At 64.9% G+C, this 17,355-nt stretch carries 16 protein-coding genes; 8 read left to right on the forward strand and 8 right to left on the reverse strand.

Annotated elements, in window-relative coordinates; genetic code table 11:
- The 5 genes from F3087_RS40375 to F3087_RS40395 form a co-directional block, all read right to left on the reverse strand.
- The coding region (locus F3087_RS40375; protein WP_150407457.1) for an NAD-glutamate dehydrogenase domain-containing protein at positions 1-2,921 on the reverse strand (2,921 nt) is incomplete at its 3' end.
- A 64-nt stretch (positions 2,922-2,985) separates the two neighbouring features.
- Positions 2,986-3,477 carry a hypothetical protein gene (locus F3087_RS40380; protein ID WP_150407458.1) on the reverse strand — a complete coding sequence of 164 codons (492 nt, stop codon included), beginning with the start codon at positions 3,475-3,477 and terminating at the stop codon, positions 2,986-2,988.
- Positions 3,478-3,700: 223 nt separating this feature from the next.
- Positions 3,701-4,723 carry a hypothetical protein gene (locus tag F3087_RS40385; protein ID WP_150407459.1) on the reverse strand — a complete coding sequence of 341 codons (1,023 nt, stop codon included), beginning with the start codon at positions 4,721-4,723 and terminating at the stop codon, positions 3,701-3,703.
- Between the two features lie 85 nt (positions 4,724-4,808).
- Positions 4,809-5,978, reverse strand: coding sequence for an acyl-CoA dehydrogenase family protein (locus F3087_RS40390; protein WP_150407460.1), 1,170 nt, complete (start codon positions 5,976-5,978; stop codon positions 4,809-4,811).
- The gene (locus F3087_RS40395) at positions 5,975-6,193 is read right to left on the reverse strand and encodes a hypothetical protein (RefSeq protein WP_150407461.1); all 219 of its coding nucleotides are present in this window, start codon (positions 6,191-6,193) and stop codon (positions 5,975-5,977) included. The genes F3087_RS40390 and F3087_RS40395 overlap by 4 nt, the downstream gene beginning before the upstream one ends.
- Before the next feature lie 309 nt (positions 6,194-6,502).
- Here F3087_RS40395 and F3087_RS40400 point away from each other — a divergent pair, with 309 nt between their 5' ends.
- From F3087_RS40400 to F3087_RS40420, 5 genes are all read left to right on the forward strand, one after another.
- Entirely contained in the window at positions 6,503-7,048 is a 546-nt protein-coding gene (locus tag F3087_RS40400) for a hypothetical protein (protein ID WP_150407462.1), read from the forward strand.
- 25 nt (positions 7,049-7,073) lie between these two features.
- The gene (locus tag F3087_RS40405) at positions 7,074-8,069 is read left to right on the forward strand and encodes an inositol monophosphatase family protein (RefSeq protein ID WP_150407463.1); all 996 of its coding nucleotides are present in this window, start codon (positions 7,074-7,076) and stop codon (positions 8,067-8,069) included.
- A gap of 3 nt (positions 8,070-8,072) precedes the next feature.
- Positions 8,073-9,167, forward strand: a complete 1,095-nt coding sequence (hisC, locus tag F3087_RS40410) for a histidinol-phosphate transaminase (RefSeq protein ID WP_150407464.1) — start codon at positions 8,073-8,075, stop codon at positions 9,165-9,167.
- Positions 9,164-10,411, forward strand: a complete 1,248-nt coding sequence (locus F3087_RS40415; protein WP_223885719.1) for a M20 family metallo-hydrolase — start codon at positions 9,164-9,166, stop codon at positions 10,409-10,411. Before hisC ends, F3087_RS40415 begins: the two co-directional genes overlap by 4 nt.
- A gap of 250 nt (positions 10,412-10,661) precedes the next feature.
- Entirely contained in the window at positions 10,662-11,147 is a 486-nt protein-coding gene (locus F3087_RS40420) for a hypothetical protein (RefSeq protein ID WP_150407466.1), read from the forward strand.
- A gap of 12 nt (positions 11,148-11,159) precedes the next feature.
- Here the strand turns inward: F3087_RS40420 and F3087_RS40425 are convergent, their stop codons facing one another.
- On the reverse strand, positions 11,160-11,528 hold the full coding sequence (locus F3087_RS40425) for a hypothetical protein (protein ID WP_150407467.1): 369 nt from the start codon (positions 11,526-11,528) through the stop codon (positions 11,160-11,162).
- A 263-nt stretch (positions 11,529-11,791) separates the two neighbouring features.
- Here F3087_RS40425 and F3087_RS40430 point away from each other — a divergent pair, with 263 nt between their 5' ends.
- Positions 11,792-13,285, forward strand: coding sequence for a pentapeptide repeat-containing protein (locus tag F3087_RS40430; protein WP_191094386.1), 1,494 nt, complete (start codon positions 11,792-11,794; stop codon positions 13,283-13,285).
- Between the two features lie 41 nt (positions 13,286-13,326).
- Here F3087_RS40430 and F3087_RS40435 read toward each other — a convergent pair whose 3' ends face one another.
- Complete coding sequence (locus F3087_RS40435; RefSeq protein WP_150407469.1) at positions 13,327-14,166, reverse strand: hypothetical protein; 840 nt, start codon at positions 14,164-14,166, stop codon at positions 13,327-13,329.
- A 223-nt stretch (positions 14,167-14,389) separates the two neighbouring features.
- On the opposite strand from F3087_RS40435, the gene F3087_RS40440 reads away from it, so the two are divergent.
- Both F3087_RS40440 and F3087_RS40445 read left to right on the forward strand, forming a co-directional pair.
- Positions 14,390-15,142 (forward strand): class I SAM-dependent methyltransferase, encoded by a 753-nt coding sequence (locus F3087_RS40440; RefSeq protein ID WP_150407531.1) that lies wholly within the window; start codon positions 14,390-14,392, stop codon positions 15,140-15,142.
- Positions 15,132-15,938 (forward strand): SAM-dependent methyltransferase, encoded by an 807-nt coding sequence (locus F3087_RS40445; protein WP_223885720.1) that lies wholly within the window; start codon positions 15,132-15,134, stop codon positions 15,936-15,938. The genes F3087_RS40440 and F3087_RS40445 overlap by 11 nt, the downstream gene beginning before the upstream one ends.
- Here the strand turns inward: F3087_RS40445 and F3087_RS40450 are convergent.
- Positions 15,843-17,303, reverse strand: coding sequence for an MFS transporter (locus tag F3087_RS40450; protein WP_150407471.1), 1,461 nt, complete (start codon positions 17,301-17,303; stop codon positions 15,843-15,845). The genes F3087_RS40445 and F3087_RS40450 overlap by 96 nt on opposite strands.
- Positions 17,304-17,355 lie beyond the last annotated feature (52 nt).

Below are 17,355 nucleotides of genomic sequence, written 5' to 3' on the forward strand. Positions count from 1 at the left end.
AGCGACCCGCCGGAGGCGAACGCGTCACCGAGCCAGAAGTGATATCCGCGCGCGACCTCGTTGGCGGTGTCGGAGAAGGTCGCCGTGCCCTTGTCCGCGGCGACGACCAGATAGGTGTCGTCGCCGTCGCGGCGCACTATCCGATCCGGCGGCAGCACCTCCCGGGTGATCGAATCGACGTTGTCGGTGAGATCGAGCAGGCCGGACACGAACGTGCGATAGCACGAAATGCCTTCGGCCAGTAGCGCTTGCCGATCCAGTCCGGCGTCTCCGGTCGACTCCGGCGGTCGCTTCACCACGAACCCACCCTTGGCTCCCGTCGGCACGATCACGGCGTTCTTCACGGTCTGCGCCTTGGCCAGGGCGAGGATCTCGGTGCGGAAGTCTTCGGTGCGGTCCGACCAGCGCAGACCGCCGCGAGCGATGGCGCCGAAGCGCAGATGGACGCCTTCTACCCGCGGCGAGTAGACGAAGATCTCGAATCGTGGCCTGGGCTCCGGCAATTCGGCGATGTTGCGGGCATCGAACTTGAGCGACAGGTAGTCCAAGAAGGTTCCACCGGCGGTACGGCGAAAATGGTTGGTGCGCAGCGTCGCGGTGATCAATCCGTGTATCGCACGCAGGATGCGGTCGGTGTCCATGCTGACCACGCGATCGATCAGTGTGTGCAGCCGTCCGGTGATCCGCGCGGCCCGCTGGGTCGCGGCGGGTCCGACACCGTCGACATCGAACTGGCTCTCGAACAGTCCGACGAAGGAGCGTGTGACCTCGAGGTTCGTGAGCAGTACCCGGGCCACACTGGCAAAGCTGTAGGCAAACCCTATCTGCTGCAAATACTTCGCGTACGCACGAAGCACGACGACCTGCCGCCAGTTGAGCTCGCCACGCAGGACGAGCTCGTTGAGCTGGTCGATTTCGCTTTGCCCGAACCACATGGCCTCGACGGCCTCGGCAACCCGCACCCGCACGTCGGGCAGGTGCGAGCCGGACGCCGGTGCGCCGCCGACGCTCACCTCGGCATCGAATGAGGCACTCGACCCGCTGGCCGGAATCCGCAGCCGAAAATCGTAGATCCACCGTTGCGCGTCGCCGGGCAGCGTGATCCGGTACGGCTGTTCGTCGACGACCTGCACGCCGAGACTGTGCAACAGTGGAAGCACCTCACTGAGCGAGACCCCGGCGCCCGCCACATACAGCGTGAATCGCCATTCGCCGCTCGGTGATTCGGCAACGCGGTACAGGTTGATGTCGATGGCGTCGCCGTCGAGGCGGAGCAGCCTGCGCAGGTCCGCCACCGCCCGCTCGGTTCCGAAGGCCTCCTGGTAATCGACCGGGAACGCGGCGGCCTGCGCCAGTGCCGCCGATTGCGCGAGCGCGGATGCCGCGACCAGCTTCGCCACCAGCCGATCGGTCCAGGTCCGGGTCGTCGCGAACAGCAGCTCCTGTATTCGGGCACAGTTGGATTCGGAAAGGTCGACCGGCGCCGCGTCCGCGCGTGGATACACGGTGAAGTAGACGACGGCGAGCTCCGACTCGGTGGCCCTGGCCGAATACGCGATGTGCTCGCCATCGAATTCGGCCCGCAGGATCTCGGTCATGCGCAGCCGCACCTCGGCGGAATAGCGATCGCGCGGCAGGTAGACCAGGCAGTACAGCGCGCCGCTGCGCGGATCCTGCCGGATGAACGATTGGACTTGCCGACGCAGGCTCAAAGTCATGACGGCCGAGATGGTTTCGAACAGCGTGTGCGCGTCGGTGGCGAACAACTCGACGCGTGGGAACGACTGCATCACCTCCAGCATGGCCTGGCCGGAAAAGGAGTTCAGGTCCAGACCTGCCCACGCGATGACCTGATGGATGCGCTGGGAGATGAGGGGAATGTCGAGGATGTTCTCGTGCAGACCGGTCACGCTGAACGTTCCGATGAACACGTGCTCGCCGCGGATCCGTCGAACGCGGCCGGCGGCCGGTTCGTCCTGCGCGGGTCCGGCGGTCTCGTATTCGGCGATGCTGATCAGGCAATGGTGCGGCGGCCCCGGCAGCGGCGCCTCGGACGCGCCGCTGAAAACGCACAGCAGCGGGCGGTCCACCGGCCAATCCGGCAGCAAGATACCCGGCGTCGCCTGCGGGGAGAAGACGCCTAGGCCCACTTCCGGGACCGGCGCCCGATACAGTCGGCCGTCGCCGTCCTCGGTGCTGTAGTAGCCGTACCCGAGCAGATTGAAATGGTCATTTGCCAACCAGCGCAACAGATCCGCGCATGGGGCCAGCTCGGGTTCGCCAATTCGTCCGGCGACATGCTCGAGCCGCGCGGCAAGCCCGGTCATCATCGCGATCATGTGCGCGGTGTCGTCCACGGCCCGCCGGAGATCGGCGAGCAACGAGGGGAGCAGGTGCTCGATCTGATCCACCACCCGGTCGTCGACGGCGGTGCCGAGCTGAATGTGCATCCACGATTCGGGACGACGCTGTTCGCGCCCGTTGCTCTCCGCGACGGCCGAACCGGAATCGGCGGTGATCGCCTGCAACCGGCCCCGCCGGTCCCGCGTGACGTTCAGCATCGGGTGGATCACCTCGGTGACGGTGATGCCGAGCCGGCGCAGCGCGGAGGTCACCGACTCGACCAGCAGTGGCATATCGTCGTTCACGAGCTGAATCGCTGTCCCGAGCCCGGTGCCGTCGCCGTCGCGGTATATCCGGAAGTTCGGCGTGTGCAGGTCCCGGACCATGGCCAATTCGAGATGGTGGCGCAGGATGCGCTCGGCCCGCTCGGTCGCCGTCCGCGGTGTCGCGTCCGGTGGAATCCAGCCGAAATAGAGCGCCGTCAGTTTGCTTGCATCGCCTGGGAGTTTGCCTGGCACGGAGCTGATTCCGGCGTCGGCGGGCGCCGAAGAATCGATGCTGCGCTCTGCTTCGGTCATCGATGACCACTTCCTAGTCTGTTGATCTACTGATATCCAATGGCCGGCAGCATTCGGGGTTTGGTCAGCAGACCAAGCCGGAACGCCAGACAAAGGCTTGTGCGCCGGAACGGCTCGCGAAGGGTTCGGTGCTCAGTTGCACTCGGGTATGGGGATTGGCGTAGCGCACCGAGTCCGACGCATCGATCCCCACGAACATTCGACCGTCGCAGAGAGCGATGTTCGCCGCGCGCCATCGCCGAATGGTGTCCGCGATCTGTCCGTCGGTCGTCACGCTCATCGTGAAGACCAGGCTCTTGTCCGCGGTGATCCCGCCCCACAGCAGGGGGTGATCGGCCGGGATGACACAGCGCTGGACGTCGCCGTCGGTGTCGACCCGCTCGCAGCTCGCGGCGGCGCCGAGCTGGCCGGGGGGCTGGACGTCACCGGACGCCGTGCTGCCGGGCGCGGCCGGCAGGTGCAGGGAGAGCGCGGGGAGCAACCGGCTGACCACGACACCGACCACGACCACAAGCACCGCAACCCCGACCAACACCACGACCGTCAGGAAAGACACGGTCCGTAGCACGGATCCCGGATTCCGGAATCCGCGGCTTAACTGGTTCGCGACCGCCTGCACCGTGCCTTTCCACTGCCACCCGGGACGGGGGAGGACCGCGGCCTCGGCACTCGCCGGACCGGCGGTCGCGGGCAGTGGTGACGCGCAGTACTCGCATTGATCAGCGGACGGATGATTCGCATGGGAACACTGCGGGCAGATGGCGTGGGCCGGATCCTGGTCAGTGGCCATTGATGACGATCGATGAGATCGCGACGGTGTTGACCCCTGGATCTCCCCGTGATTTGAGGACGGTCAGCACCACCTGACTCGCCCGTACCGGCGGCTTGAGCTCGGTGACGACCAGCGTGCGCTGATCCAGCGTGGCCTGACGGTAGAGAGATCCGTCGACGTCATCGAAGCGGTACGAAACCTCGCTTGCCGTACGGTATTTCGACCATTGATCGACGCCGTCCGAGCCGATCTTGTCCCAGCCGGGGACCAGGCCGATCGAGTCGATCTCGTAGGTCTTGCCGAGGTCGATGCGCAGCACCTGGCCGTCGACGCTGTATGCCCTGACGCAGGACCACGCCTTCCCCGGCTGGGCGTCGAACGCGTCCATCCCCGGCGTGCTGCCCGGCGGGCAATGCGACTGTGCCGAGGCGACCTTGATCCGACCGGCCGCCGGTACGGCAGCCGTCGTGGTCGCCGCCGGCGCCGCGGTCGGACCGGATCCGGCGATGGCGAGCTTGCTCGGCTGTTCGCCGCCGCCCGACGTGATCAGCAACAGCACTACCACGACCGCTAGCGCCGCGGCGATCGTCAGCGCCACCTTCGGCTTGCGAAACTGTGCGGCGAGGGCCCGGGCGAGGTCCTGCGCGGACGCCATCGAAGCCGGCATCGCTGACCCGAGGTGCCCGGCCGGGCGTCGCGTCTCGGTGTGCTCGGCCGGTTGATCAAGTGGCGCAGCGTAATTCGACGCGAGATCCGGCATCGGCGCCGGCCCGGCCGGACCGCCGTTCAGCAGAGCGTCGATACGCTCGCTGGCGCGCGGACCGTTCGTTCGCCGACGTGGCCGAACCGAATCGGTGTCGTCAGCCTCGGCCGAGACCGGCTCGGGCGGCGGAGCACTGGCCTGCTGGTCGTCGGTGCGGCCGCTATTCGAAATACTATCGGGCGCCGTGAAGAATGGATCCTGTAGGAGTGAATCCAGAACCGCCGCCCGATGGTGTAAAAAGACATCCTTCGGCTCATCCTCGGGCATATCGGGATCGTATCCATATAGCGGGTTATGCCGGATCGTGACTATTCCCGGTAGCGAGAACAATCCGGCACGACGGCACGGTCGGCTAATTGTCCGCACGCAGTCCGAAGGTTTGCGCGATGATGTTGCGCTGGATCTCGGAAGTGCCGCCGAAAAATGTCGATCCGAGCGCGGCCCGGAGATAACGTTCCATGCCGTATTCATTCGCATACCCGTTGGCGCCCATCGCCTGCATTCCTTCCAGCGCACAGCGTTTGGCGAGTTCGGTAGCCGACAACTTCGCCATCGATGCCTCGCGCGGGAGCGAGCGCGCGGGGTCGTCGTCCATCATCGCGGCCACGCCGTGGACGAGCAGGCGAGTCTTCGTGAGTTCGGTCGCGAGGCCGGCGAAGCGGTGTTGCTGGGCTTGGAAGCTGCCGACCGGCCTGCCGAACTGCCTGCGTTCCCGAACATAGGCCAAGGCGTCGTCGAACGCGCGCTGGGCCAATCCGAGTGAACTGGCCGCGACGATCATTCGCTCGAAGTTCAACCCGGCCACCGATTGCCGGAAGCCGGCGCCTTCCTGTCCGAGCAGTGCGTCACGGGGCACCCGGACCGCGTCGAAGGTCAGCGCACACGTGAGGTCCGGGATCGGAGTCCGGATCGGATCGATCGTCAGGCCGTCGGCGTCGCGCGGGACAAAGATCATCGACAAACCGTCCCGGTCGCTCTCGCCCGCCGTGCGGCAGAAGACCAAGATGTGGTCGGCGACGTTCGCGAGTGAGCACCAGCGCTTCCGGCCGCTGATGACCCAGTGCGTGCCCGTGTCGTCGAGCCGGGCGCGGGTGTCGACCGCGGCGATGTCGGAACCGGCTTGCGGTTCGGTCAGTGACACCGCGAGCACGCCGCCACGAACCACGCGGCTGAAGTGATCGGCTCGCTGGGCTGCGGTCCCGAACATATTCAACGCCGCGACGACGATAAAGGTCGGAATGTAGCCGGCGATCCGGAGTTGTGCCTTGAACGCCTCCTCGGCGAACAGCGCCGCGTCGAGGAAGCCGCCGCCGGCGTGGCGGGCACCGCCGTAGCGTGGATCGATCGTGAAGTTCCACCAGCCCCGTGCGCCGACCTCGGCGGCCAGCTCTGCCGAGTGTGGACCGCCGACGTCGGCGTCGACGTCATCGGCCGTCGCGGCGGTCGTGCAGTGGTCACGAATCTCGTGCACAAGTCTGCGCTGCCGGTGCGAAAGCAGGAGTTCGCCGAGTTCGCCGGTCATCCGGCCGCGAGCACCGAGACGATGAGGAAGGCGAATGCGATGACGGTGACGCCGAGACGAACGAGGCGGAACACCTTCCAGAAGGAGTGCGGACCGTCGGCGTTCGTTTCGGGAAGTCCGCGATCGGTGGAGATTGCCCAGGCGCCACCGGTAGCGAGTCCGCCGGAAAAGAGCATCAATGCGGTCGTGAATTGGCTGAAACCTGACACAGACATGCCTCCTGCATAGGCCCCGGCACTACACCGAGAGCCGAGGTCGATGTTCGCCGAAGTAAACAGTCTGGCAGTGCTGGAGGCGTCTTCTCATCGCTGGGAATCCGACCGATCACCGAAGCCTTCTGTATCCCCAACATTGGGAACGGGGCGCGGAACTTTTCACGTAGCATTTACCGCGCACTCCGGCAATTCGAGCTCCGTGTGCAAGGTCACACGCTAATCGCGGTACGCCGGATTTGCCGAACCCCTCAATGATGATCGCCGGTTTGCCTAAATGTGCGGAAATCGGCAGAACGACAGGAAATCTCCATGGAAATCAAAAAGCTGGTAGCCACTTCGGTGCTGGCGATCGCCGCCACCGGCATCGCCGCCGTCACCGCGCACGGTGAGGCCGGGATGGCAACGACCATCAGCGGGGTCGACGGTCCGATCAGCTACACGGCGGCGCTGGCCCAGGACTATTCGAAGGCCACCGTCGGGCTGGCGTCGGGGACATTCGCGCTGTCGCCGGACCGGTCGGCAGTCGATGTGCTGGCCGACAACGGCGAGGTCGTCGGCGCGATCCCGACAACGATGCGCACCGAGGCCGGACAGCAGGTCTCGGTCACACCGGAATTGAACAGCACCGCAACAACATTGACCCTCACGCCGGTGAACGGCCCGGTGCCCGGGGCGGCCGACTCGGCGCAGGCTGTTGCCTTGAAGTCCATCGGAGACGCGGGAACGACCGTGGCGGGCGTCCTCATCGGCTGCGCGATCGGCGCTTTGATCGGCATCCTGTTCGTCCTGGTCGGCCTTCCGATCGGCTGTGTCCTCGGCGGCATTCTCGGCGGCATCGTCGGCGCCAATCAGTGACGCGCGGTTCCGGGCGGCGTACAGCATGATCACATCGTTTGCGGCCTCGCTGATCTCGGTCGCCTATCCGGAGATCAAGCTCGGGTATGAGAACTTGCTGCGCACGTTCCGTGCCGATTCGTCGATGCGGGACAGCATCGGCCGCGTGGGGCCGGCGGCAATCCTGGTCAGCGATGAACCAGCCATAGTCGCGCTACAGAAAACGAACAGGGAGTTCGTCACCGATGCCGAAATACGTGCGGAAAGGTTGCTGCGGGACGCGATAGGGCAACGTTACCCAGGTCACACCCTGACCGGCGAGGAGCTGCCCGTCCAAGCCCGCGGGGATGAGTGGGTGTGGAGCATTGATCCGGTGGACGGCACCAGTGCGATGATCCGGTCGGCCATTATGCAGGCATATGGTCTGCCGATTCCGGAACCCGCACCGGCATTCGGAATCAGCATCGGTGTTCTCCATGGCAACGAAGCGGTGTGTGGCGTCATCGCTGAGCTGTTACCCCGCCACGACAGCCTCGAGCTCGGCCGCGTCTGGGTAGGCAGTGTCGATACCCCTGCGCTGTGCGACGGACGGGCAGTACAGGCCAGGGCGGCCACATCCTTGAACGAGGCGGTCCTGGCCTGCACGGTGCCGGAGATAATGTTCTCGACGCCTGAGCGGTGGAGTGGTTTTCAAGCTCTCGCCGATGCCACCCGCTCGGTGGTGACCGACCAGAATTGTATCGGTTTCATGGGACTGCTGGACGGGACGGTCGATATCGTCTGCGAGCGTGATCTGCTGTTGCCCGATGCCGCGGCAGTGGTGCCGATTCTGCGCAGTGCCGGAATAACGGTGACCGATCATGACGGATATCTGGTCGAGTTCGACGCGACGGCCCGGAAAGGCGAGTATTGCCTATTGGCCGCTCGGCCGGAACTGCATCGCGACGCGGTAGTCATGCATCGGCGGGGCGTTCCACGCTGGAACAACCGATTTCCCGGAGTGGATTCGACCGGCCTCGGATACGTAAGAAAGGTGGATTGAGGCATGGACGAGATCATGCACTTGGTGCGCCCTGCGATCGCCAAGATGACACCCTACAGCTCGGCGCGCACCGAGGGTAGCCAGATCGCGATGCGCATCCGGCTCGATGCGAACGAAAGTCCCTACCCGCCGTACCCCGCGGGCGCGGACCAGTACGAGCTGAATCGCTACCCGGAGGGGCAACCGGAACAGCTACTCGATACCTTCGCGGATTTCTACGGAGTTCCGCGCGACCGGCTGTTGTTCACCAGGGGTGCGGACGAAGCCATCGATCTGCTGGTCCGTGGGTTCTGCACGGAAGGAATCGATGCCATACTTCAGGCTTCGCCGACCTTCGCAATGTATGCCCATTCGGCGCAGGTTCAAGGTGTCGATATAGTCGACGTCCCGCTCGTGTCGCCCGATTTCCAGCTCGATGTCGCCGGCATACTCGCCGCCCGTGACGAGCATCCGAATATCAAGCTGCTGTTCTTCTGCTCACCGAACAATCCGACCGGAAACCTGCTCGAACGCAACGACATACTCAGCATCGCCACCGCATTGACCGGAAAGTCGATCATCGTGGTAGACGAGCTCTATCTCGATTACTCGGGCACCGACTCGCTCGCCGCGGTCCTGTCGGACTGCCCCAATATCGTTGTCCTGCGATCGATGTCCAAGGAATACAGCTTGGCGGGCGAGCGCTTCGGGATCACCATCGCGAATCCGGAGATCATCAGCGTTCTGGGTCGCATGCTGGCCCCGTACTCACTCACGCAAACCGCGATTCGGGCCGTCGCCCAGGCCATGACGCCGGACGGTCTGGCCTACGCCAGGGCCAATATCGCGAATATTCTGGACGAACGTTGGCGAGTATCGCAGGCGCTGGCCGCCTCTCCGGTGGTCGTCAAGGTCTTCCTGAGCGATGCCAACTTCCTGCTCGTGGAGGTGGACGATGCGCGGCGGCTCGTCCGGGTGATGCAGGAGAACGGCATAAAGATCCGCGATCGCAGCACCATGCACGGCACCGGCAACTGCGTACGCATCTCGATCGGTACGCCTGCGGAGAACGATGCGATGCTCTCGGTGCTCGAATGCTACTCCGAGGAGTGGGGTTGACCGCCGACACACTGTGCGTCTCGGCTGAGCGGTTCGCCGCCGACATCGCCGCACTCGCGACGGTTGTCGACGACTCGCTGCCCGGATTCACCCGGATCGCGTTGAGCGAACTCTATCTCGACGGACGTGCGTGGCTGGCGGTCCGAATGCGGCATGCCGGATTGATCACCACGGTCGATGCGGCCGGCAATCTCATCGGTACATTGCCAGGGCGGCACGAGGGTGCCGCGTTGGTGACGGGTTCGCACATCGACACCGTCAGCGAGGGCGGCAAATACGACGGCATCGTCGGTGTGCTCGGCGCGCTGGAGGCAGTACGGGCCCTGCGCGAGGCGGGTATTCGGCTCTCGCACCCGCTGAAGGTGATCGCGTTCTTCGGAGAGGAAGTCAACGAATTCGGCCTCGCGCATTTCGGCAGTCGCGCGATCGCGGGAACCTTGCGCTCCGAGCACCTGGCCCTGACCAATGGCAAGGGCGAAACCTTCGCCGACGCATTGCGCGAACGCTCCGGGATCGACCCGGAAACGTGCCTGCGCGCGCGATGGAGTCCCACCGAACTGGCTGCCTACCTCGAGTTGCACATCGAGCAGGGCCCGTTGCTCGAGCAGCATGACCGTTCGCTCGGTCTGGTCACCGGGATCGCCGGGGCGCAGCGATTTGTCGCCTCGTTCACCGGACAGCCCGACCACGCCGGTAACACCCCGATGGACCGGCGTCGCGACGCGCTCTGCGCCGCAGCGGAATTGGCGCTGTCGGTAGAGGAGTTCGCCTGCGAGCACCCTGGCGGGGTTGCGACGGTCGGTGGGATCACCGTCACGCCTGGGCAGAGCAATGTCGTTCCCGGCACTGCTGAACTCGTCGGCGACATGCGCAGCCTCGATACCAGCTGGCTGGCCGAGCGTCGGCGCGAAATCGAGTGTGCCGCAGGGGATGTGCGGCAACGCCGCGGCGTAGATGTCGCGATCGCCTGGCCTTCGGTCACGGATCCGACGTTGTTCACCGAACCCGTGCAACGTGTGATCGGTGCGGTGTTGCGTGCCGCTGGGCACGATCCGTTGCCGATCACCAGCGGTGCAGGCCATGACGCACAAGAGATGGCGATGCTCGGGCCGGCGGGGATGATCTTCGTCCCATCCCGCAAGGGCCGCAGCCATTGCCCCGAAGAACACACCGATCTCGCCGACCTGGTGATCGGCGTACACGCGCTCGCGGAAACCCTGGTCGCATTCGACCGCAGCAGCTAGTCGTCGAGAAGGCAGCGCACCGGACTGACCATGACCTCGGCAAGCGGGTTGCGGCAGAACATGTGGGTACCAACCATGGGTGGGAAGGTTTCCGATCTTGGTCGCCGTGTTCGGATAGAGTTTTCGGATTCAGGGGGCGTGTCGGATGGTCTGGTGGGTGGAGGCGCCATTATTGTCCCCAATGCTGGGAACAATAATGGTAAATCCTCGACCGATCCGCGAGAACGCGCATTGAGAATCGAGAACCACGATGAACACGCACAAAACACCGCTGAAGGTCACCGGTCGCAGCCTGACAGCGGCCTGCCTGATCGGTGCGGCGCTTACGGTTGCGCCTGCGGCGGCCGCCGCTCCCGACTATGTCGCGTGCAGTGTCAGGCGCTTGGCCGACAACAAAATCCCGAAGCCTTACTACCTCGCCGGTTCACCGCCTTCCGTATCCGCGGAAATTGTCGTCGAGTGCGGCCCCCGCAACCCGGATACCGCCGATTTTCGCCTCACCATCTGGAAGCGGGACAGTCAGGGCAACTTCTATCGGCAGGCCGAGAATTTCTATCATATGGTCGGAAACTTCGCGTCCACGATCCCGATGAATGTCAACGGGGCATGTCGGGAACCGGGGCCTGCGGACACGGTCAAGTGGTATCACCTCGAGGTTCACGGAGTGGTCTACGCCAACGGACTTCGCAACGAGAACACCGTGAACAGCGACGACCAAGTGCTGCCCGACTGCTGACCGATAGCTCGATTACCCGGCACTCGGGTAGGGTGTAAACGACACGGCATCGAACCCGATGTTGTAGGCAGCGGAATTCTTCATTACTGGAATGGTTTGACCACCGTATTGGCCGCATCCGAATTCACGCAGGCTTCCGTTGACGACGGTATCGAAACCGACGGCGAAAGAGCGAGTCGGCGGCACGGGTATGCAGCCGGTAACATCCTTGAGGTAGATATCTTGGGTATCGCCGGTGTAACCTGGCCCAGAATAGATGCACACATCATCGACGGCGCAGAGGGGCGCGCCCGGCGGTTGCGTCGAGGCCTCGTTCGCGGGAAGTAGTACTCCGAGCGCCACCAGTGCGGCTACTGTGCCCAGATTCATGCGGATGCTCATGGACGTCTCCGATCTTCGAGCCGGTAACGACACTCATCAGGGTCTGCCTGCCCTGAGATGAAAGACTTCGCGCCCATTCAACATCCATTCGGGCGGTTTCTCAGGAGTGAGAACCTTTTCTCCGGTACGTACCTTCCCGCGGTTGGGAAGGCGGTTCGCCGAACGGTACGATGCCATGAGGATTCCGGTCGCAAATACTGTTGCCGCATGCGTTACCGATGCCGCCACCTGATCGACATCATCGTCCGTGCTGGGGAGTGCAAATGGCGTGGATGGCCAGTGAACTATCTCCCGAGCTGGACAGCGACAGCACTGGCAGTGCACTGCTGTGCATGACCGTAGGCGGCGACCGGGCTGCCTGGTTGGCGTCGATGGCTTGCGCCGAGGACCGTAGGGCCGCAGCGAAATTCGTCAGCGACGCCACCAGTCAATGCCTGTCGACGACCGGGCGCGGGCTCGATTTGACCGCGGCCGACCTGAGCGGTCTCGACCTATCGGGCTTCGACTTGCGCCGGGCGACGCTCAACCGCACCGCGCTGTACGGGACCACGCTTTCGGCGGCGGACCTGACCGGCGCATCGCTGGTGTGTGCCGGGCTGGAACGAACCGATTTCACCGACGCCACGTTGCGCGGGGCCTACATTCACGCCCTGGCCGCTCAGGCGAGCGCGTTCGTTCGAGCCGATCTCACCGGGCTCATCGATGCGACGGGAGCATTGTTCCACGGCTGCAATATGACCGAAGCTCGGCTGGACCACGCGGAACTGGCGGGCGCAGCCTTCTATCAGTGCAGCCTGGCGGCTGCCGGCGCGCGGCGCGCGGATCTGCGTGGCGCCGTGTTCAACGAATGCCGAATGGACGGCGCGAATCTGACGGCGGCCCTGGTGGATGACTGCACGATCACCCGCAGCAGTCTGCGCGGCCTCATACTCGAACAGGCGCGCGGTCATGGATTGATAATCCAACGGCCAAGTGCCGCTGACGGATTGAATGTGTCAGCCGCACAGCTGCCGAGCCTTCGGCTCTCGGCGGTCCGGGGCCGGGATATCCTCGCCCGCGGGTTGTCGGCTATCGAGATCGACGTGCTCGACAGCCAACTGGCCGGCGCCGACTTCAGCGACGCGGATCTCGGGAAAGGGGGATGGTCGCGCACCGGCCTCGACGGTGCGAACCTGTCCGGTGCGGCGCTCACCGACTCCTGGTGGTATCAGGTCAGCGCTGCCGAGAGCACGCTCGCCGAGGCGGCCGGCGAAGGTCTCACCATGACGGAATCCTGTTTCGCCCGAGCCGATTTCACCGGATTCAAGGGACGCTACGCGACGTTCCGGAACTGTGATCTGCGGGCGGCCGACCTGGGGCGTGCCTACCTCTACCGGTCGTCGTTCCTCGGTGACCCGCCCACGTCGGCCTGCCTGACATCGGCCAACCTCGACGGCGCGAACCTCACGCAGGCGTATCTGGCCGCCGATTTCACGGACGCGAGCCTGCGTCACGCCATCGCGACCTACGCGCGCGTCAATCAATCGATCTTCCGCCGGGCGAATCTGCTGGGAATCAGCCTGTTTCGGGCCAGCGCCGTGAAGACCGACTTCACCGGCGCGCGCGTCTCCGGCACACTCGGGCTGATCTTCGCCGATCGATGTCTCGGCTTACCGGAAGCGCTGCGGGGCGTCGAGGATCCCGAGGCCGACCGGATTGTCGGGTTTGTCGGCGATTTGCAGCAGTTGATCGGCCGCGACACTCGCAAGTCGACCTGAACGGCGCAGAGCGGCACCGAGATACGGGTCGCCTGGCCGATCTATCCGGCATGTCGCGGATAACTCCTGACGGGATCGATGGGGTCGCCGGCGGAATCGAACGTTTCGTACACGCCGAACTGCGAGAAACTGACCGAGCCATCGTCACGCATTCCGTCCAGCGTCTTGCCGGTGAACCCGTGCACCGTCATGTCGATTCCGGTCTTATTGTGCAGATGATCGGCTATCGTCCGGGCCGCGGGTCCGGCCGCCGTAGCGCACGTCAGCAGGACAACGTCATCCGATCGCGCGGTCCGGGCAGCATCGCGGAACACCTGGTCGCCGCCGAGCAGCCGGGCGAAGTTGACGTGGTCCAAGCGCAGCATCCGCCACGCGAATTCCGCTGAATTGCCGGAGCCGGCGAGGACATTGAACAGAGTTCCGCTGCCATGCGCTTGGATGTACAGCGGATCGGTCCACGGAGCGGGTCGTGCGTCGTCGAATGTCACCTTCGGACCGTACGCGCCCTCGGCCAGTTGGGGTTTGAGGAGGTAGAACGTCCGGTCACTGGTCCGATCGTCCACCGCTGCCCACCTCGCCATCCGAACGATTTCCTTGGGCTCCCGCGGATACTGCACACCGACGACGTGCCCCTCGCCGTCCACCATCGGCATACTGAGCACGGCCTGTCGGCCTAGCTGCTGAGTCTCTCCGGTCGCGATGTCGACACCGGAGATGATGTGCCGCCCTTGCAGATCCGCGTGGCCGGTTTCGACGATCGACCTGTCCAGCCCGGTGCTGATCGCCCGGATGCGGGAACTGGCTATCTGTGCCAGCTCCGCGGAGAGGCGCTGTAAGTCCTGCACCACCATCTCGAATCCGATGGAGTAATCACGGCCCACTCTCGAATAGTCCCATGCTTCCAACGTTGGCAAGAGTCGGATCCACGCGGTGTCGGGCCGCTGGTCGGCGCGGTTCCCATCCGTGGGTGGGGCGCCGGCGACGTCGTAGTGTTACGCCCGTACGCGTCGGCGCCCTCGCGAGTCAATGTTGCAGCACCGCTGAGCATTTGACCGGTCGACGGCCCGCTCAGCAGGCTGAGGCAGGAGATGGACGGTGACGGACATGGAGCCGAACCAATGGGATACCGTGGCCGAGTCTTACGACGAGGTCAAACATGTTCCGGCCGGTTTGGCCGAAACGGCAACCCTCACCGCCGTCATGCCCGACCTCGCCGGAAAGTCGGTGCTCGATGTGGGGTCGGGGACCGGCTATTACGCCCGTCTGTTCCGTCACCTCGGTGCCGCGCGAGTAGTCGGCGTGGACGCGGCGGCGCAGATGATTCGGCGCGCTCGTTCGATCGACAAGTTCGAGGGCCTCAGCATCGACTATCAGCACTACGATGCCGCCGAAATGCCGGTGCTCGGCGCCTTCGATGTGATCTCCGCGGTCTGGCTGTTCGGGAATATCGCGGGTGCGGCCGAGTTGTCGGCGGTGGCCGGTCGGCTGCGCGCAAATCTCGCCGCCGACTGGATGCTGGTCGCATTGTTCCCGAATCCGGAGGTCGACTACGAATCGCCGCCGGAGTACGGCAAATACGGCCTGACCTATACACCCACGCGGCTCGTGGCGGACCGGCAGGCGGTCACGGTCCGCTTCCTGACCGTGCCACCGGTGGAGTTCGAAGGGTACTTCTGGCGCCCGGGGGTTGTGGAGGAGATCTTGCGGAAGGCGGGTTTCGCTGATATCGAACGGCATGCGACGAAGGTGCCGCCGTCCGCGGTCGCTGAATACGGCCCGCAATTCTGGGCGGAATTGCTCGCGAACCCGCACTTCGCGGTGATCACAGCGCATGCGGGCGGATCCGATGACCGCTGACGGACCCGGCACCGATCGAGAACCGACGGAAATAGACACCAGCACACCGCATTCGGCCCGAATCTGGAACTACTGGCTGGGCGGAACGGACAACTTTCCGGCGGATCGCGCGGCGGGCGACGAAGTGCTTGCCCGGATACCGGATATCGCCGAAGGCGCCCGTGCACAGCGGGCCTTCCTCGTCCGGGCCGTGCGCTTCCTGGTCGCTGAGGCCGGGATCAGGCAATTCCTGGATATCGGAGCGGGATTGCCCACGCTCGACAATACCCATGAGGTCGCACAGGCACTCGCGCCCGAATGCCGTGTGGTCTACGTCGACCACGACCCGCTCGTGTTGTTACACGCTCGTGCTTTGCTCACCAGCACACCGGAGGGTGCGACCGAGTATGTAGAGGCGGATCTGCAAGAGCCGCAACGGATTCTGGCCGAGGCGTCCCGGGTGCTCGACTTCGATCGGCCGGTCGGGTTGATGCTGCTGGGCGTGGTGAACCACATCATGGACTCCGACCGGGCGGGGTCTGCTGTCCGCTGTCTGCTGGACGCTGTGGTTCCTGGAAGCTATCTGGCGTTGACCCACTCCACGGCCGAGATCCACGGTGAACCCATGCTGGAGGTGATGCGCGAGTTGAACAAACGTGGTGGGACCCCGATCCGATCGCGCACCCGGCAAGAGATCGTGGATTTGTTCCGCGGTACCGAGTTACTCGATCCCGGGGTGGTTTCCTGCTCGCGCTGGCGACCCGTCTGGGCGAATGCTCCCGACGTGTATTTGTTCGGCGGAGTGGGGCGCCGTTGACAGATAGGCGAAAACGGCGGCCAGCAGGGCGACACCGGTGAACACCGCGTTGACCACAGCGAAAGCACGCGTGGGTGAGAATGCCGCGTCGCCGACCAGGCCGAGGTACAGGGTGCCGGAGGCGGCCACGCCGACCGCGGCACCGATCTGTTGCAATGTGGTGCTCACTCCGCTGATGTCTGCGGCGTGCCCGGTATGGACGGCGTTGGTGACATGGGTGAGCATCGCACTGAATTGGACACCGAGCCCGAATCCGCCGACTCCGAGCAGGATCACCAATACTGTCTCGGCATGGTTTCCGGCGAACGACACACCGCTCAGCGCGGCGAATGCGCCGGCCAGCAGTACGGTCCCGCCCACCGGCGCCCACGCGATGAGCGCGGCGGGGGCCCGGCGAACCAGTTGGCCGGCGAGGCCGAATGCACCCACCCACGGAACCAGGGTCATCCCCGAAACCAAGGCGCTGTGTCCGAGACCGAACTGAAAATACTGAGCCACGATGAACAACAAGGCGAAGTACGTGGCAGACGTCGCGGTCAGGTTCACCAGTCCGGCCCACACCGCGCGCGGCGCGAGGAATTGCCCGCTGATCAACGCAGCGCCGCCGCCGCGCGCGGCACGCCGCTCGACCGCGACGAAAACCAGGATGGCGGCCACACAAGCGGCGAGACTGATCCACGTCCACGCCGGCCAGCCTTGTTCCGCACCGAGAGTCAGCGGCAGTAGCATGAACCCGACGCCGGCCGACAGCGCCAGCACACCGGGCACATCGATACGCTGTGCCGAAGTTCGAGCGTCGGCGGGCAGTAGTCGCGCCCCGGCCACGACGGCGATGACGGTGATGGGGACATTCACCAGAAAGATCAGCCGCCATCCGCCCGCGGCGATGAGTACCCCGCCGAACACCTGGCCGAGCACGGCGCCCGCGGACAGGGCGACCGCGAACGCTCCGACGGCGCGAATTCGCTTGTCTCCGAGGAAGTTCTGCTGGATGCCGGTCAACGTCTGCGGAAACATCAACGCCGCCCCGACGCCTTGCACCGCGCGGGCGAGCACCAGTACCGCCGGGTTGGGCGCAAGCCCGCAGGCCAAGGACGCAACCCCGAACACGGCCAAGCCGGTGAGGAATACGCGCCGGAAGCCGTAGATCTCGCCCAACCGCGCGCCGGTGATCAACAGCGCGGCGAACGTCACGAGATAACCGCCGATCACCAATTCGAGAGCGGCCCCGGAAGCCCCCAGTTCGCGACCGATTTCCGGCGTCGCGACGTTTGCGATCGTCGCATCCGCCTGCGATAAGAACGGGGCCACCAATAAAACCGCCAACACCGCGCCCGGCCGCTCCTGCGCACCGTGTGAATTCATCCCGGCTCCTTCCGTATCGAAATACGTCGGGTTTCCGCGCCGAGGCACAAAT

The sequence above is a fragment of the Nocardia colli genome, from assembly GCF_008704205.1.
Lineage (GTDB): Bacteria > Actinomycetota > Actinomycetes > Mycobacteriales > Mycobacteriaceae > Nocardia > Nocardia colli.